The organism is Vibrio profundi (genome assembly GCF_005281835.1).
GTDB classification, from domain to species: domain Bacteria; phylum Pseudomonadota; class Gammaproteobacteria; order Enterobacterales; family Vibrionaceae; genus Vibrio; species Vibrio profundi.
Map to the genome: position 1 here is coordinate 12,536 of NZ_RZIS01000019.1, position 15,563 is coordinate 28,098.

Below are 15,563 nucleotides of genomic sequence, written 5' to 3' on the forward strand. Positions count from 1 at the left end.
GAATAGATAACACGACATTTTAGGATTTTAGGTACATGGAACATAAGAAAATTGCCTTTATCGGCGCAGGCAACATGGTTCGCTCTATCGTGGCAGGGCTAGTCGCGAGCGGGTACCCAGCTAAAAACATTACAGCGACTGCTCCTTCTGAAACGCGCCGTCGTCCGTTGGAACAAGATTATGGCATTCAAACCACCAGCGATAATATCGCTGCTGCCCAAGAAGCTGATGTTGTTGTGCTCTCTGTAAAACCTCAAATGATGGAAGAAGTATGTAAGCCATTACAAAATATCAACTTCTCCAATAAATTGGTGATCTCTATTGCCGCGGGGATCAATGCTGGTCGCCTTGACGAGATGTTAAATACCAAGCTTAATCTCGTACGAGTGATGCCAAACACACCGTCACTGTTAGGCAAAGGCATGAGTGGTTTGTACGCCAAACAAGAAGTGGCGCAACAAGACAAAGATTTTGCAGCGCAATTAATGCAAGCGGTCGGTGAAGTATGCTGGGTAGAACAAGAATCCGGTATCAACAACATCATCGCTGCTGCGGGCAGTGCACCGGCTTACTTCTTCCTATTTATGGAAGCAATGCAAGCAGAAGCGATCAAGCAAGGATTCGATGAAGCTACCGCTCGTCAATTGGTACAGCAATCTGCATTAGGTGCTGCTGAAATGGTGGTTGCGAATCCAAACACTGAATTATCTACATTACGTGAGCAGGTGACTTCAAAAGGCGGCACTACGGCTGAAGCCCTTCGCACTTTCAATGACAACCAACTTTCAGACATTGTGGCTAAAGCGATGCGCGCTGCAGTCAATCGAGCTGAAGAGATGGAAACCTTATTTTAATTTGTTCGTTGCTGATACGAACGTCTCCTAAAAAGGAACCTATATGAATTCAATGAGTTTTCTAATTTCGACCGTTTTTGATCTCTATATCATGGTCGTTATTCTGCGTATTTGGCTGCAAGCCGCTCGCGCCGATTTTTACAACCCGTTCTCACAATTTATTGTTAAGGCCACTCAACCAGTCGTTGCGCCGCTACGTCGTGTTATCCCATCGGTGGGTAGTATTGATCTAGCAACAGTGTCGTTCGCATATGTGCTATGTGTGCTTAAATTCGTTGCACTGATCTTAGTTGCTTCCGGTGGCTCTGTAAGCTTCAGCGCTGATTTCTTATTCCTAGGTTTACTTTCTTTACTTAAAGCCGCTGGTGGCTTGCTATTCTGGGTTCTACTTATCCGTGCCATTTTAAGCTGGGTAAGCCAAGGCCGTAGCCCTATTGAATATGTATTCCATCAACTGACTGAGCCTATGCTGGCACCAATTCGTCGTATTCTCCCTGCGATGGGTGGTTTCGACTTGAGTGTTTTAGTGCTGTTTATCGCGCTTCAATTTGCCAATTTCCTAATGGGCGATTTGATTGGACCGGTTTGGTATCAGCTATAATGTCAGTAGCGGCTTGGACTGAAAACGACGATTTAATTTTAAGACTCTACATCCAACCAAAAGCTAGCCGAGACAAAATTGTCGGTCTGCATGGTGAAGAACTTAAAGTCGCTATTACAGCTCCACCTGTCGACGGTAAAGCGAATGCGTATTTAGCCAAATTCCTTGCCAAACAGTGTAAAGTCGCAAAAGGTTTAGTTGTCATAGAAAAAGGGGAACTTGGTCGGCATAAACAAATTCGTATATGCTCACCCAGCCAAATCCCATCCGAAATTAAAGCCATCCTATGATGGCTTTTTATTACTTATCTGGAGCCCACCATGCGTAAATGGATCACCGCACTTTTGATTAGCTTCATTGCTCTACCGAGCTGGGCGGGTCAATTCAAAAATATTAAAGATGTTGAGGTTCACTACTCAGCATTTAACTCCACTTTTCTCGATTCTAAAGTGGCAAAGCAATATCAACTTAAGCGTAATGGCTATTCGGCAATTCTAAACATCAGTGTTCTCGACACCGCCTCCTTAGGCAAGCCAGCGACTACAGCAAAAGTGACTGGCACAGCGAAAAACTTAGTCGGCAATACTCGTACTCTTAGCTTTAGAGAAATCAAAGAAGGCGATGCCATCTACTACATTGCCGAGTTTCCGATCACCCATGAAGAAAACATCACGTTCAATATTGATGTCAATGCTGGGCTTAAAGGAACCGGGCCACTGCGTTTTAACCAAAAATTTTATGTTGAAGATTAGTTCTTCCTCAATTCTATAGTTAGAGTTTAAAGATCAATGAGCAAAATTGTTTTAGCTACAGGCAACCAAGGTAAAGTTCGTGAAATGGCAGACTTGCTGTCAGAGTTCGGATTCGATGTTACTGCACAAAGTGAATTCAATGTTTCTGAAGTCGCAGAAACAGGCACTACTTTTATTGAAAACGCGATCATCAAGGCTCGCCATGCAGCCAAAGAAACGGGGTTGCCCGCTATCGCTGACGATTCCGGCCTAGAAGTGGATTACCTAAAAGGGGCTCCCGGTATTTACTCTGCGCGCTACGCGGGTGAAGGGGCTTCTGATCAACAGAACTTAGAAAAACTGCTAGAAGCTATGGAAGGCGTTGAAGCAGTAGCTCGTACCGCTCGTTTCCACTGCGTATTGGTGTTGATGAGGCACGAAAACGATCCAACTCCACTTGTGTGTCACGGTAAATGGGAAGGCCGTATTTTAGATAAAGCGCACGGTGAAAACGGCTTTGGTTACGATCCTATTTTCTTTGTTCCAGAAGATAACTGCGCTTCAGCTGAACTTGAGCCAACGCGTAAAAAGCAGCTATCTCACCGTGGTAAAGCACTGAAAGCGCTATTCAAAGCTTTAGAAGAGCAACAAGCATAATGTCACACGTTGCTAGTGCTCCTAACAAGCTCATACCACCAGCATTAAGCCTTTATGTACACATCCCGTGGTGTGTACAAAAGTGCCCTTATTGCGATTTCAACTCGCATGCGCTCAAAGCTGATATCCCTGAGAAAGAATACATTGCTGCACTACTAGAAGATCTTGATACGGACATTGAAAAGTACCAGCTCAACGATACCCCTCGCCCTCTACATTCGATCTTTATTGGCGGAGGTACGCCGAGTTTATTTTCTCCAGAAGGCATAGGCGAACTACTACAGGGAATTGAGCAACGCATTCCATTCAAATCTGATATTGAAATCACCATGGAAGCCAACCCTGGAACGATCGAAGCCGAGCGTTTTGCTGGCTATCGACAAGCGGGAGTAACCCGTATTTCAATTGGGGTTCAGAGTTTTGAGCAAGAGAAGCTAGAGCGCTTAGGACGTATTCATGGCCAAGGTGAAGCGGTAAAAGCCGCAGAACTGGCCCATCAAATTGGTTTGAACAGTTTTAATCTTGATTTAATGCACGGTCTACCCGATCAAAGCATTGAACAAGCCTTGGATGACTTAGATAAAGCCATTGAACTGAACCCACCGCATTTGTCATGGTATCAATTGACCATTGAACCCAACACGATGTTTTACTACAAAACACCAACCTTGCCAGATGATGATGATCTTTGGGATATTTTTGACCGAGGTCACCAGAAGCTCACCGATGCAGGCTATGTTCAGTATGAGATTTCCGGTTACAGCAAACCAGAATACCAATGCCAGCACAATCTCAATTACTGGCGTTTTGGCGATTACTTAGGCATAGGCTGTGGGTCTCACGGTAAACTGAGCTTTAGCGATGGCAGAATCGTACGTACAACAAAAGTGAAGCACCCTAGAGGTTACCTTGCAGCTTACCAAAATATGGTTAAGCCTTACCTATCAGATGAATTTGAAGTTGCCGACGAAGATCGTCCTTTTGAATTCTTTATGAACCGCTTTCGCTTAATAGAAGCCTGCCCTAAACAAGATTACCTCGACACTACAGGCCTAGGTTTCGACAGCATCCGACCCACCATTGATTGGGCAATAGAAAAACAGTATCTCATTGAATCAGAAAGTCATTGGCAAATTACTGAGAAAGGGAAATTGTTTTTAAATGATTTACTCGAAGCCTTTATGGCAGAAGAAGAGTAAACGCGACTAAATAACAAACGCCACAACCGAAGTTGTGGCGTTTTCATTTTCATGTTTAGAAAATTGATCGACCAATACGCTCAGAAAGTAGCTCTAATGCTTTCGTGCCTGCCAATGAGTTACCAGACGGGTCAAGTTCTGGTGACCACACCGCTATCGTCATTTCACCCGGTACGATAGCGATGATACCGCCACCTACACCAGACTTACCCGGCATGCCAACGCGGTAAGCAAATTCACCAGCACCATCGTATAAACCACAGGTTGCCAATAGGGCATTCAGCTGCTTAGTTTGAATCGGAGTAATGACTTGTTTACCCGTTTGTACCGATGTGCCCTTATTCGCCAGATAGCTAAAAGTTTTCGCCAGATCCACACACGTCATTTTCAGCGCACAAGCATGAAAATAGTTATTCAGAACAGGGATCACTTCGTTTTCAAAATTGCCAAATGAACGCATCAAATACGCAATCGCAGCATTTCGGTCGCTGTGCATCATTTCTGAAGCCGCTACTATCTTGTCGTAGACAATATGAGTATCACCAGAGAGCTGGCGTACAAATTCCAATAAGCGCTGTCTAGGCGCTGATAGGCGCGATTGTAACAAGTCCGCCACCACAATCGCCCCAGCATTAATGAACGGGTTTCTAGGGATACCTTGTTCCATTTCCAGCTGAATCATTGAGTTAAACGCTTGGCCTGAAGGCTCTTTGCCCACTCGCTGCCATATCTCTTCTGGTTTATACAGCACCATTGCCAAGGTTAAGCTTAATGCTTTCGAAATCGATTGAATCGAAAAGGCTTCTTCCGCATCCCCCGCTTGGATCACTTCACCTTCGTTGGTGTATACCGCGATCGCCAATTTATTACTGGGCACCTTCGCTAATGCCGGAATATAATCAGCAACTTTTCCCTGTCCAATTAATGGGCGAACTTCTTCCAAGATCTCCGCCAAGATGGCTTGTGTCGGCTTCATAGGTAACCTATTTACTTTCTGTATTTTATTATTGTGTTGTGTAGGGGGCTGACTGCCTAGGTTGTGATTAACGGCCTATCCAACCTTTTAAGGGCAAAAAAGCCAACATCGTAAAATGCTGGCTTCCGTTCTATTTTATCGAGCTAGGCATCACCTAGCGTACAATAGCGACTTACTTAGTGCGTTTGTACTTAATATCCCAAACTCCGTGACCTAAACGGTGACCGCGAGCTTCGAATTTAGTTAATGGACGCTCATCTGGGCGAGGAATGTAATCGCCGTCTTGTGCGATGTTTACAAAACCCGGAGCAGCATTCATTACTTCAATCATATGTTCAGCGTAGTTTTCCCAGTCTGTAGCCATGTGGAAAATACCGCTTTCTAGCTGAAGTTTAGCGCGAACCATTTCTGCGAACTCAGCTTTCACGATACGACGCTTATGGTGGCGAGCTTTGTGCCATGGGTCAGGGAAGAACAATTGCAGTGTATGCAGGCTATCATTTGGAATCATGTGCTCGAACACTTCAACCGCATCGTGACACATTACACGCAAGTTAGTCACGCCAGCGTCACGAGCTGTACCTAAACAAGCACCTACGCCAGGGCTATGAACTTCAATACCTAAGAAGTTTTTCTCTGGTGAGTTCTTTGCCATCTCAACCAATGATGCGCCCATACCGAAACCGATCTCTAGGACAACTGGGTTATCATTGCCAAACACTTCGCTCCAGTTTAGAAGCTCTGGGTTGTAATCAATACCCATTGTTGGCCAGCACTCGTTCATCGCATTTTCTTGGCCTTTTGTTAAGCGGCCTTCGCGACGAACAAAACTGCGGATCTTACGAACCAGTTTGCCGTCTTCAGTATATTCGTTAGTGGTCACTTCACTCATTGGTTTTTGCCTGCACATTGATTAATCAAAGCGGGGATTATCCAAAGAATTGCCGCGGGTGCAAGTCTTTCTACAGATTAAATTCCCACACAAATTGTCTGTTTTACATCCAACAGTAATTGTGGTGCAATTTTAGGCCTAATAAAAGAAAAACATAGAGCATGTCGTGACTCCTTTCGCAAACGCCATTTTGAAATGGTATGACGCTTACGGGCGTAAAAATCTACCTTGGCAACAAAACAAATCGGCCTACACCGTTTGGCTTTCAGAGATCATGCTTCAGCAGACTCAAGTCACTACTGTGATTCCTTATTACGAGCGATTTCTTGAACGTTTCCCAACCGTTATCGATTTAGCGAACGCCGAACAAGATGAAGTTCTCCATCTATGGACAGGGCTTGGCTACTATGCACGAGCCAGAAACCTACATAAGGCTGCAAAAATTGTAGCAGAGCAATATGGCGGAGAGTTTCCAACTGATTTAGAGAAAATGAATGCCCTGCCCGGTGTTGGGCGCTCAACAGCAGCAGCGGTACTCTCTTCTGTTTACAAACTTCCTCACGCCATTTTAGATGGCAACGTAAAGCGCACACTCGCAAGAAGCTTTGCTGTTGAAGGCTGGCCAGGGCAGAAAAAAGTGGAGAATAAGCTGTGGGAATATGCCGATGAGCATACTCCACACTCAGATACTGACAAATACAATCAAGCCATGATGGATATGGGTGCCCTTGTATGTACTCGTAGCAAACCAAAGTGTACCTTGTGCCCGGTAAACACTTTCTGCGAGTCCAATAAACAAGGTAATCAGCTCGACTACCCTGGCAAAAAGCCAAAGAAAGAAAAACCAGTTAAAGAAACTTGGTTCGTCATGCTCTATCACGACAATCAAGTTTGGCTAGAGCAGAGGCCGCAAAGTAGTATTTGGGGTGGGTTATTCTGTTTTCCACAAAATGAAACGGCAAATATTGAACATCAACTCGACATTCGTTCAATTAAAGATAGCGACATTGCCAAACCTGAAACCTTAATTGCGTTCAGGCATACATTCAGTCATTACCATCTCGATATTACGCCAGTCTTAGTGAAATTAGACAAACAACCAGATTTGATAATGGAAGGGACAAAAGGTCTCTGGTATAACTTATCCAAACCTGAGGAAATAGGCCTAGCTGCTCCTGTGAAACAATTGCTAGAAAGCCTACCTTTCGAATTACAGACCAATACGCATAATTAGAATATACGTATCAACTAAGGAATTATTATGAGCCGTACTGTATTTTGTACTCGTCTACAAAAAGAAGCTGATGGCCTAGATTTTCAACTTTACCCAGGTGACCTAGGCAAACGTATCTTCGACAGCATCTCTAAAGAAGCTTGGGCGCAATGGCAAAGCAAGCAAACCATGCTGATTAACGAAAAGAAGCTCAACATGATGGACCCAGAGCATCGTGCTCTACTTGAAACTGAGATGGTAAACTTCTTGTTCGAAGGTAAAGACGTTGTGATTGATGGTTACACTCCACCAAGCGAATAAGCGTTTATTTCAGCCAATTTTAATGACATCATGGCTCAGGTTATGGTGTCATTTTTGTATGGGGAGAGTATGAAGAAGCTCGCTTATTTCTTAGCAGCAATGCTATTAACGGGTTGTAGCCGAGAGTTTATTGAAAACTTATATGGCGTAAATTATGAGCCAACTAATCGCTTTGCCAAAAACCTAGCCGAGCTCCCAGGCCAGTTTGAAAAAGACACCAAAGCGCTTGATGCGCTCATTGGCAGCTTCTCCGGAAATATCCAAAAACGCTGGGGCAGTAAAGAAATAAAAATGGCTGGTAAAAGTAACTATGTGAAATATATAGATAATTACTTAAGTCGTTCTGAAGTCAACTTTTCAAAAGGCACGATAGTCGTTGAGACGGTTTCCCCTACCGATCCAAAAGGCCACCTAAAAAATGCCATCATCACCACGCTATTAACGCCAGACGACCCATCCAATGTCGACCTATTTTCTTCAAAAAGCATCAAGCTAGAAGGGCAACCGTTTCTCTACAACCAAGTCGTTGACCAAGAGCAAAAACCTATTCAATGGTCATGGCGCGCCAATCGTTTTGCCGATCACCTGATCGCGACTCAGCTAAAAACAAAAAATGTCGACTTCAAGAAAGCCTACTACGTCGAAATCCCAATGGTAAAAGATCATGCGAGCAAGCGTAGTTATCAGTATGCCGATATTGTTAGACGTGCCTCTCAGCGCTATGACATCCCTGAAGATCTGATTTACGCCATCATAAAAACGGAAAGTAGTTTTAACCCTTATGCCGTCAGCTGGGCCAATGCTTACGGGTTAATGCAAGTCGTTCCCAAAACTGCTGGGCGGGATGTATTTAAGTTAGTAAAAAATAAATCTGGCGAGCCGAGTCCTGAATACTTGTTTAACCCTGAGCAAAACATAGATACGGGCACAGCCTACTTTTACATCCTAAAGAATCGCTACTTAAAAGACGTTAGGCACCCCACGACTCTCGAATACAGCATGATTTCAGCCTATAACGGCGGCACCGGCGGTGTACTAAATACCTTTAGTCGAGACCGAAAACGAGCTATGAACGACTTAAACTCTTTACAACCTAATCAAGTTTATTGGGCATTAACCAAGAAACATCCGAACAAAGAATCACGTAGGTACCTAGAAAAAGTAACAAAATTCAAAAAAGACTTTAACTCAGGTAAAACCTAACCCTCACTTTTGAATAAAAAAACAACGGATACACCTTTTTTTCAATAATTTTAAAAAAAGGTGTTGACGGTTATGCGGAAAATCCGTTTAATAGCGCTCCGTTGCCCGGATAGCTCAGTCGGTAGAGCAGAGGATTGAAAATCCTCGTGTCGGTGGTTCGATTCCGCCTCCGGGCACCACAAATTGATTTGTTGGTGTCTTTATTCTTTAACAGGGAATAACAACACGGACAAAAGCACAAAGAATTTAGTGTGCCGACTTAGCTCAGTAGGTAGAGCAACTGACTTGTAATCAGTAGGTCACCAGTTCGACTCCGGTAGTCGGCACCATTCTTTTGCCTCGATAGCTCAGTCGGTAGAGCAGCGGATTGAAAATCCGCGTGTCGGTGGTTCGATTCCGCCTCGAGGCACCATTATTTGGTGTTTAGCTTAAATAAGTTAACGCAAGTAATTCCCCCTTAGTTCAGTTGGTAGAACGGCGGACTGTTAATCCGTATGTCGCAGGTTCGAGTCCCGCAGGGGGAGCCATTTTCAAAGGGCTTCATTAAATTGAGGTTCTTAACGAAGAGTTTACTCTTCAAGCAAAGAATTTAGTGTGCCGACTTAGCTCAGTAGGTAGAGCAACTGACTTGTAATCAGTAGGTCACCAGTTCGACTCCGGTAGTCGGCACCATTCTTTTGCCTCGATAGCTCAGTCGGTAGAGCAGCGGATTGAAAATCCGCGTGTCGGTGGTTCGATTCCGCCTCGAGGCACCATTATTTGGTGTTTAGCTTAAATAAGTTAACGCAAGTAATTCCCCCTTAGTTCAGTTGGTAGAACGGCGGACTGTTAATCCGTATGTCGCAGGTTCGAGTCCCGCAGGGGGAGCCATTTTAGAGAAAGCCTCATCACACGATGAGGCTTTTTCGTATCTAACACTCCTGCTTTGTGCCAAAGCAATGTCTCAGACCTAGCCGGCCGCATTGAATCTCGCAGGGGGATAAAAATTCAAGAAGCCAAGTCGAAAGACTTGGCTTTTTTCGATTTAAGCTGAGAATGGCTTATCCCAAACACAAGTCAATGAGTGATCCATTAACGTTAAGTCTCGACGCGTTTAAGCATATTAAAAACAGCCTTATCACTTTATGAGTTGTAGCATCTACAGCGCCTTCCTAGATCAAACGTCATGCTCCAATCAATCCATAAAGAAATTACTTCCCTCACTCTGGCAATTCGCGCGCTCTAAGATTTAATTCTCCAACATCTACGAATAAAGACTTCATTTCAACAAACCTCTTTAAAACTGCTAACCTATTTACCATTTCAGGACATCTGGATAGAAGCATGCGGTTCCCACAAAGAAAGCCTTTCTGACACGAGAATTAAGAACCTCCCCCCTCTATAAGATGATGTGGGTTAAGAGTTTTTCTAAATGTCTTCTTTGCTTTTTTAGCATGACTATTTCCCTATCGTAGGTAGCAAATTTTTCACTTCATTTGAGATGATTAAACACCCGACAAACTGAAGTACTCTTCCTTTGAAGCGCTTGCGCTTGCGTAGATATCTATAAAACAAAAGGTCATGGAAATAATATTATTAAATCTACCGACCACAAAAAAAGCGCGATTTAGCGAATCTACTTCACTACTTTCAACTTATTTTGCGCTAGAAATTTAATCCAAATCATACTTTCAATTTTTTCACATATTCCGTCCTATACTAGTTAGATTAAGATGTCATGAACAAATAATTACTTATCTATCAATAGCAATAACTAGCGTGTTTGCATTGTGAGGCAATATGAAATTAAAAACCCAAGCGTATCTCCTTTCAGCCATTATTTTGGCCGCTTTACTTGCGCTAACGGCAACTGGGCTATGGACCTTAAGGGTCGCCAGCGATCTCGACAATAAAGCTCGTGTAACCGAGCTATTTAAAAGTGCATACAGCATATTGACTGAAACAGAGAAAATGGCAGCTGATGGCACGTTGTCAGAAATCGAGGCAAAAGCACTCGCAACTCGCCTATTGCGAAACAACACCTATAAAGACAACGAATACGTATATGTAGCTGATGAAAATATGATGTTTGTCGCTACTCCACTCGACCCTCAACTTCACGGCACAAGCTTCCACGACTTCAAAGACGGCGATGGCAACAGTATTGGTGAAATACTCATTAATGCGATTCGAAAAACACCTACTGGTATTGCCGAATACGAATGGACATCGGCTTACCCTGATGGTTCGATAGACTACAAACTCTCTATCGCTCAAAAAAGTCCACGTTGGGGCTGGTATGTGGGTACCGGAATCAGTTTTGATGAGGTGAATGAACGTTTCTGGTCAACTGCTCAATGGCAAGTGACACTATGTTTAGTGATAGCGCTGGCCATTCTAAGTATCCTCATTGTATCTATTCGCAAAATCCTTGCCCTATTAGGGGGGGAGCCTGATGAAGTGCGACAAGCCGTTCAAGCCGTCGCTCAAGGGAAAATTCAAACGACATTTGAATCTGAAGCGACGCCAGGCAGCATCTATCAAGCTGTTCAACAAATGAGTAAGTCATTAGCTCAGCTAGTCTCCAACTTAGATTCTTCTATGCTTGCTCTACGTCAAGAACTGATTCAAGTTGAAGACCGCGCCGGTTCTATTGCTCAACTAACTGAAACTCAACAGCAATCCACAGAAATGATCGCAACAGCGATGACCGAAATGGCGTCTTCAGCAAACAACGTAGCTGATTCAGCGAGCGATACCGCAAAAAATACCGATGAAGCAGATAAACAAAGCCAACACACTCAGCAGTTAATCCATAACACCGTGGATAACATCCAAGGCTTAGCTGAACAGCTAGGTACAGCGAGCACCGCTGTCGCTAATCTCGATAATGACGTTAACAACATCGTAAAAGTGTTGGATGTGATTGGAGATATTGCCGAACAAACCAACCTCCTTGCGCTCAATGCTGCAATTGAAGCCGCGCGTGCTGGCGAACAAGGCCGTGGTTTTGCAGTAGTTGCAGACGAAGTGAGAAATTTAGCTGGTCGTACACAAGACAGTACTAAAGAGATCCAAACCATGATCACTAACTTACAGGAAGGCTCTCAAAACGCGATTAAAACCATGGAAGTCTGTGCTGAAACAAGTCAAAGCACAGTAACAGAGTCCCAAAACGCATCAGAAGCGCTCCAGCAAATCGTCATCGCTTTAGAATCTATCTCTTCTATGAGTCACCAAATCGCGACTGCAGCTGCGGAGCAAACTCAAGTTGGCGACGATATTTCTAAACGCATAAACATGATCGAAGAAAGTGGAAATCAGCTGAGCAGTGTCGTAACAGAAAGTCACAACAGTACACAAACCCTCACCTCTCTTTCTAATGAACTTGAAACTTGGGTAAATAAGTTCGAAGTTAAACACTAAACCCACGAATTCAACCTTAATCAAAAGCACGTTTTCATACGTGCTTTTTTTATTTGTTCGGTTTTTTAACTCACTTAATAGCAATTTGAGAGTAAGTTAACGTATAGCTGCCATAGGGTTTTCATTCAAAATGAATAAAAACACCCCACTAAGTATAGAAAAACATCAAACGATACTTTTTTTGCAATTTAATGTTGACCCAGAACGCGAAAACACGTTTAATACACCTCGTCGCCCGGATAGCTCAGTCGGTAGAGCAGAGGATTGAAAATCCTCGTGTCGGTGGTTCGATTCCGCCTCCGGGCACCACAATTTATTTGTTGGTGTCTATGACAACAACATTAAAGCAAAGAAGAATATAGTGTGCCGACTTAGCTCAGTAGGTAGAGCAACTGACTTGTAATCAGTAGGTCACCAGTTCGACTCCGGTAGTCGGCACCATTCTTTCTTTACTTAAAGTATAATTCCCCCTTAGTTCAGTTGGTAGAACGGCGGACTGTTAATCCGTATGTCGCAGGTTCGAGTCCCGCAGGGGGAGCCAAGTTAATCATTAAGCATAAGCTTATTGATTCATGGAGCCGACTTAGCTCAGTAGGTAGAGCAACTGACTTGTAATCAGTAGGTCACCAGTTCGATTCCGGTAGTCGGCACCATTCTCTTGATGAGAGATAAAACTATCAATTCCCCCTTAGTTCAGTTGGTAGAACGGCGGACTGTTAATCCGTATGTCGCAGGTTCGAGTCCCGCAGGGGGAGCCAAATTAGAAAAGGCCTCATCATCTGATGAGGCCTTTTTGCATTCTAGCCAGTAGCTCCCCCTAAACTCAGAGTCAAGCTAAACCCATTCGCCCTGTAACTCTAAATAGTTACCCTATACAGCTTCCTTTAGGTCACATTTCATTATATATTCGGGTTAAGCGTTACCTGCGCTTCCTACTCGCGGAAAGGGTTCAACTCAAGGTCATCAATAACCCGTAATTGGGTAAATACAATTTGATTTGCCTTCTTTTCTGATCAGCGAGTACAGAAGCTATGAGACGGTGAATATATGAACTCCTTTTCTTTAAATCTTGCTTACTTGAAAAAGCATGCCAAATCTCGACTTAAGTTAATCAAATCTGGTTCTAACAAAGATATCAGCTGGCTACTCTCACAACACCCAAATCAAACACTCTTTCCTGAGCAAGTTAAATTATCAGACATACACCTTGCCATAGCTAGAGAACTAGGCCTAAAGAGCTGGCAAAAATTACTCTCACACATCGAACTGTTAGAAAGGCACAAAAGCAATGGTAACGAGCCTTTGCCTCCTTTAGACAACGATATACCTACCTTGCACGTACGTTGCGGACACGATATACAGCAAACGTTAACTAAAGCTGGCTTCGCCGGGAATTTCCTTCCTTATATAGAACCTCTTTGTATTGGCCCTCTAGCACTCCAAGAAGACGAGTTTTTAAAACTCAGGGCTGATTATGTCTGCCATCGGTTAGTCTCTGAAATAGCGGAGATGGATAAGTCAGTTGAACAAGTTAAACGAGAGGCAATAAAAGAAACAAAGGAACTATTAAGTAACGATTATCAACGCGTTGTTCTTTGGATTGAACATGACAATTACGATCAGCTAATGCTGATCCGCGTATTGTACTTACTGTCTTATTCAAATTTTTCTAAAATAGAAATTATCGAGGTTAACCGCTTCCCTGGGAGGGAGAAGTTCATTGGTTTAGGGCAACTCCCCCCAGAAGCTCTACGCTCGCTTTGGGCTAAACGAAAAAAGGTTACGATTGAGCAGATAACTACCGCGACCCAGCTTTGGAAAGCATTCTGCTCTGATAGCCCCTTAGATCTAATTGAAAGCTACCATAATGTGGATAGCACTCTTTTCCCTAATATTCGCTCCGTGATCTTTAGACACCTTCAGGAGCTCCCACAAGTCGATTCTGGGCTGAGCTTAGTAGAATCAATCGCACTAGATATCTTAAGAAAGAATAAAGAAGCCCTAGAATTCAGTAAGCTCTTCAAACGTTATATGGAATTAGAGCCACTAGTGTATCTAGGTGATGTCATGTTTTGGGCGCTTATTAAGCCACTTACAGAAGGCGTTTCACCGCTCCTTAAAGTTTCAATGCCTGAGCCCTATGATTGGCGTAATTGTACTTTGCAGTTGAGCTATTCAAACTTCAGTCAACGACGAATCATAGAGGATAAATGGGTTGGTGGAATACACATCACGCAGGAAAACTCGTGGTGTTGGGATCACAAGAACCTGTCGACAATATCCAAACTGAACTAGCCTGTACGGAGCGTATATACACGCTCCACAGCTCACCCTTTAATAACTAATAAGCAGAGCGTAACAACCAATCAAAAGAGCTCATAAATAGCCTCTTGGAGGAGTTGTATCAGCCTCTGAATATAAAGGGATCATAAAAACTGTACGAAAGTGAACCAGAGAGCTCTGACAGATAAGCACTCTCGTCATGTATAACAGATGTAAGTTACCACTTTCTAAAAAAGGTGGCCTTGTATGAGCCTCTACTTTGTTTAGTCCAGAGCTGGCTGCTGATGTTCCACACGCTCTTTTTCTCTTGATGTATTAGATAACGTCAAGTGGTTTCTTCATTGCTAGCGACAAATAGCACCTTCGCCTATAGTGGTTACCCCAAAGTTTATTTTTCCTCTTTGCCTTCGATAATAATCAAGGGAGCATTTAACATGAGTAGAACCACAGGCAAAACCTAGCTGAATGATAACAACCTGCTGAAATCGGTGGTTTAGGGTGGAAAAGAAAAGCAGTAAGGCTTATGAGTACTTCAAGAGCGTGTTAAAAGAATAAAATTCAGGCTAATTACAGGTGAAATATAAATTCTACATATACGAAAAAGCCCGATGCGTTAGCATCGGGCTTTTAAGATAAGTGGCGGAGTGGACGGGACTCGAACCCGCGACCCCCGGCGTGACAGGCCGGTATTCTAACCAACTGAACTACCACTCCGCAGTGTCTATTCAGCATAAGCAATTTTAACCTGGCGATGTCCTACTCTCACATGGGGAAGCCCCACACTACCATCGGCGCTATTGTGTTTCACTTCTGAGTTCGGCATGGAATCAGGTGGGTCCACAATGCTATGGTCGCCAAGAAAATTCTGTGTCTAAGCTTGTAATCAAACTTAGTAAATAATGGTGCTAGTACCCAGATTTGAACTGGGGACCTCACCCTTACCAAGGGTGCGCTCTACCAACTGAGCCATACCAGCACAATATCTGTTAAAGCACGTTTAATAAACGGGCTTAAAAATTTAAAGCCTGGCGATGTCCTACTCTCACATGGGGAAGCCCCACACTACCATCGGCGCTATTGTGTTTCACTTCTGAGTTCGGTATGGAATCAGGTGGGTCCACAACGCTATGGTCGCCAAGCAAATTCTAAAATTCGGAAAGCTTATCTAAAAGTTCACTTCAAACTCATTCAAGGTCTCATTCTTGAGTCCTACAAAACCTCTTGGGTG

Annotated in this window: 13 protein-coding genes, 14 tRNA genes and 2 rRNA genes; 23 read left to right on the plus strand and 6 right to left on the minus strand. The window is 43.6% G+C overall.

Features of this window, described 5'->3' with window-relative positions; all coding sequences use genetic code 11:
* Positions 1 to 35: 35 nt before the first annotated feature.
* Genes proC through hemW form a run of 6 tightly spaced genes read left to right on the plus strand, consistent with a single transcriptional unit; the run spans position 36 to position 4,042 of the window.
* Positions 36 to 854 (plus strand): pyrroline-5-carboxylate reductase, encoded by an 819-nt coding sequence (gene proC, locus ELZ11_RS23505; RefSeq protein ID WP_137359812.1) that lies wholly within the window; start codon positions 36 to 38, stop codon positions 852 to 854.
* 43 nt (positions 855 to 897) lie between these two features.
* A complete protein-coding gene (locus tag ELZ11_RS23510) occupies positions 898 to 1,455 on the plus strand; it encodes a YggT family protein (RefSeq protein ID WP_137359813.1) in 558 nt (185 codons plus the stop codon).
* Positions 1,455 to 1,745 (plus strand): DUF167 family protein YggU, encoded by a 291-nt coding sequence (yggU, locus tag ELZ11_RS23515; protein ID WP_137359814.1) that lies wholly within the window; start codon positions 1,455 to 1,457, stop codon positions 1,743 to 1,745. The genes ELZ11_RS23510 and yggU overlap by 1 nt, the downstream gene beginning before the upstream one ends.
* Before the next feature lie 30 nt (positions 1,746 to 1,775).
* Positions 1,776 to 2,207, plus strand: coding sequence for a DUF4426 domain-containing protein (locus ELZ11_RS23520; protein ID WP_137359815.1), 432 nt, complete (start codon positions 1,776 to 1,778; stop codon positions 2,205 to 2,207).
* Between the two features lie 36 nt (positions 2,208 to 2,243).
* Positions 2,244 to 2,843, plus strand: a complete 600-nt coding sequence (locus ELZ11_RS23525) for an XTP/dITP diphosphatase (protein WP_137359816.1) — start codon at positions 2,244 to 2,246, stop codon at positions 2,841 to 2,843.
* On the plus strand, positions 2,843 to 4,042 hold the full coding sequence (gene hemW / locus ELZ11_RS23530; protein ID WP_137359817.1) for a radical SAM family heme chaperone HemW: 1,200 nt from the start codon (positions 2,843 to 2,845) through the stop codon (positions 4,040 to 4,042). Before ELZ11_RS23525 ends, hemW begins: the two co-directional genes overlap by 1 nt.
* 55 nt (positions 4,043 to 4,097) lie before the next feature.
* Here hemW and glsB read toward each other — a convergent pair whose 3' ends face one another.
* On the minus strand, positions 4,098 to 5,018 hold the full coding sequence (gene glsB, locus ELZ11_RS23535) for a glutaminase B (RefSeq protein WP_137359818.1): 921 nt from the start codon (positions 5,016 to 5,018) through the stop codon (positions 4,098 to 4,100).
* 172 nt (positions 5,019 to 5,190) lie between these two features.
* The gene (gene trmB, locus ELZ11_RS23540; protein WP_137359819.1) at positions 5,191 to 5,910 is read right to left on the minus strand and encodes a tRNA (guanosine(46)-N7)-methyltransferase TrmB; all 720 of its coding nucleotides are present in this window, start codon (positions 5,908 to 5,910) and stop codon (positions 5,191 to 5,193) included.
* Between the two features lie 166 nt (positions 5,911 to 6,076).
* Between trmB and mutY the strand changes: the two genes are divergently transcribed.
* The 17 genes from mutY to ELZ11_RS23625 all read left to right on the plus strand — a co-directional run bounded on the left by mutY (position 6,077) and on the right by ELZ11_RS23625 (position 14,347).
* Complete coding sequence (mutY, locus tag ELZ11_RS23545) at positions 6,077 to 7,144, plus strand: A/G-specific adenine glycosylase (protein ID WP_137359820.1); 1,068 nt, start codon at positions 6,077 to 6,079, stop codon at positions 7,142 to 7,144.
* 27 nt (positions 7,145 to 7,171) lie between these two features.
* Positions 7,172 to 7,444 carry an oxidative damage protection protein gene (locus tag ELZ11_RS23550; RefSeq protein ID WP_137359821.1) on the plus strand — a complete coding sequence of 91 codons (273 nt, stop codon included), beginning with the start codon at positions 7,172 to 7,174 and terminating at the stop codon, positions 7,442 to 7,444.
* Positions 7,445 to 7,513: 69 nt separating this feature from the next.
* Positions 7,514 to 8,647, plus strand: coding sequence for a membrane-bound lytic murein transglycosylase MltC (mltC, locus tag ELZ11_RS23555; protein WP_137359822.1), 1,134 nt, complete (start codon positions 7,514 to 7,516; stop codon positions 8,645 to 8,647).
* Between the two features lie 103 nt (positions 8,648 to 8,750).
* Positions 8,751 to 8,826 (plus strand) — tRNA-Phe (locus ELZ11_RS23560).
* Between the two features lie 74 nt (positions 8,827 to 8,900).
* Positions 8,901 to 8,976: transfer RNA gene (locus tag ELZ11_RS23565), tRNA-Thr, on the plus strand.
* Positions 8,977 to 8,983: 7 nt separating this feature from the next.
* Positions 8,984 to 9,059, plus strand: a tRNA-Phe gene (locus tag ELZ11_RS23570).
* Positions 9,060 to 9,098: 39 nt separating this feature from the next.
* Positions 9,099 to 9,174, plus strand: a tRNA-Asn gene (locus ELZ11_RS23575).
* 69 nt (positions 9,175 to 9,243) lie between these two features.
* A tRNA-Thr gene (locus ELZ11_RS23580) sits at positions 9,244 to 9,319 on the plus strand.
* Between the two features lie 7 nt (positions 9,320 to 9,326).
* Positions 9,327 to 9,402, plus strand: a tRNA-Phe gene (locus tag ELZ11_RS23585).
* Between the two features lie 39 nt (positions 9,403 to 9,441).
* A tRNA-Asn gene (locus tag ELZ11_RS23590) sits at positions 9,442 to 9,517 on the plus strand.
* 909 nt (positions 9,518 to 10,426) lie between these two features.
* On the plus strand, positions 10,427 to 12,052 hold the full coding sequence (locus tag ELZ11_RS23595) for a methyl-accepting chemotaxis protein (RefSeq protein ID WP_137359823.1): 1,626 nt from the start codon (positions 10,427 to 10,429) through the stop codon (positions 12,050 to 12,052).
* A gap of 233 nt (positions 12,053 to 12,285) precedes the next feature.
* Positions 12,286 to 12,361: transfer RNA gene (locus tag ELZ11_RS23600), tRNA-Phe, on the plus strand.
* Between the two features lie 56 nt (positions 12,362 to 12,417).
* Positions 12,418 to 12,493 (plus strand) — tRNA-Thr (locus tag ELZ11_RS23605).
* Positions 12,494 to 12,517: 24 nt separating this feature from the next.
* Positions 12,518 to 12,593 (plus strand) — tRNA-Asn (locus ELZ11_RS23610).
* Positions 12,594 to 12,629: 36 nt separating this feature from the next.
* Positions 12,630 to 12,705: transfer RNA gene (locus tag ELZ11_RS23615), tRNA-Thr, on the plus strand.
* Between the two features lie 29 nt (positions 12,706 to 12,734).
* Positions 12,735 to 12,810: transfer RNA gene (locus ELZ11_RS23620), tRNA-Asn, on the plus strand.
* 289 nt (positions 12,811 to 13,099) lie between these two features.
* On the plus strand, positions 13,100 to 14,347 hold the full coding sequence (locus ELZ11_RS23625) for a DUF1835 domain-containing protein (RefSeq protein WP_137359824.1): 1,248 nt from the start codon (positions 13,100 to 13,102) through the stop codon (positions 14,345 to 14,347).
* Positions 14,348 to 14,972: 625 nt separating this feature from the next.
* Here ELZ11_RS23625 and ELZ11_RS23630 read toward each other — a convergent pair.
* From ELZ11_RS23630 to rrf (ELZ11_RS23645), 4 genes are all read right to left on the minus strand, one after another.
* Positions 14,973 to 15,049, minus strand: a tRNA-Asp gene (locus ELZ11_RS23630).
* A 29-nt stretch (positions 15,050 to 15,078) separates the two neighbouring features.
* Positions 15,079 to 15,194, minus strand: a 5S ribosomal RNA gene (gene rrf, locus ELZ11_RS23635).
* Between the two features lie 41 nt (positions 15,195 to 15,235).
* Positions 15,236 to 15,311, minus strand: a tRNA-Thr gene (locus ELZ11_RS23640).
* 47 nt (positions 15,312 to 15,358) lie between these two features.
* A 5S ribosomal RNA gene (rrf, locus tag ELZ11_RS23645) occupies positions 15,359 to 15,474 on the minus strand.
* Between the last annotated feature and the right edge of the window lie 89 nt (positions 15,475 to 15,563).

Bases quoted from the DNA above. Each gene is read 5' to 3' on its own strand.
- ELZ11_RS23625 (WP_137359824.1), top strand. From the start codon at position 13,100: ATGAACTCCTTTTCTTTAAATCTTGCTTACTTGAAAAAGCATGCCAAA.
- ELZ11_RS23595 (WP_137359823.1), top strand. From the start codon at position 10,427: ATGAAATTAAAAACCCAAGCGTATCTCCTTTCAGCCATTATTTTGGCC.
- hemW (WP_137359817.1), top strand. From the start codon at position 2,843: ATGTCACACGTTGCTAGTGCTCCTAACAAGCTCATACCACCAGCATTA.
- ELZ11_RS23510 (WP_137359813.1), top strand. From the start codon at position 898: ATGAATTCAATGAGTTTTCTAATTTCGACCGTTTTTGATCTCTATATC.
- trmB (WP_137359819.1), bottom strand. From the start codon at position 5,910: ATGAGTGAAGTGACCACTAACGAATATACTGAAGACGGCAAACTGGTT.
- mltC (WP_137359822.1), top strand. From the start codon at position 7,514: ATGAAGAAGCTCGCTTATTTCTTAGCAGCAATGCTATTAACGGGTTGT.
- proC (WP_137359812.1), top strand. From the start codon at position 36: ATGGAACATAAGAAAATTGCCTTTATCGGCGCAGGCAACATGGTTCGC.
- ELZ11_RS23520 (WP_137359815.1), top strand. From the start codon at position 1,776: ATGCGTAAATGGATCACCGCACTTTTGATTAGCTTCATTGCTCTACCG.
- yggU (WP_137359814.1), top strand. From the start codon at position 1,455: ATGTCAGTAGCGGCTTGGACTGAAAACGACGATTTAATTTTAAGACTC.
- glsB (WP_137359818.1), bottom strand. From the start codon at position 5,018: ATGAAGCCGACACAAGCCATCTTGGCGGAGATCTTGGAAGAAGTTCGC.
- ELZ11_RS23525 (WP_137359816.1), top strand. From the start codon at position 2,244: ATGAGCAAAATTGTTTTAGCTACAGGCAACCAAGGTAAAGTTCGTGAA.
- ELZ11_RS23550 (WP_137359821.1), top strand. From the start codon at position 7,172: ATGAGCCGTACTGTATTTTGTACTCGTCTACAAAAAGAAGCTGATGGC.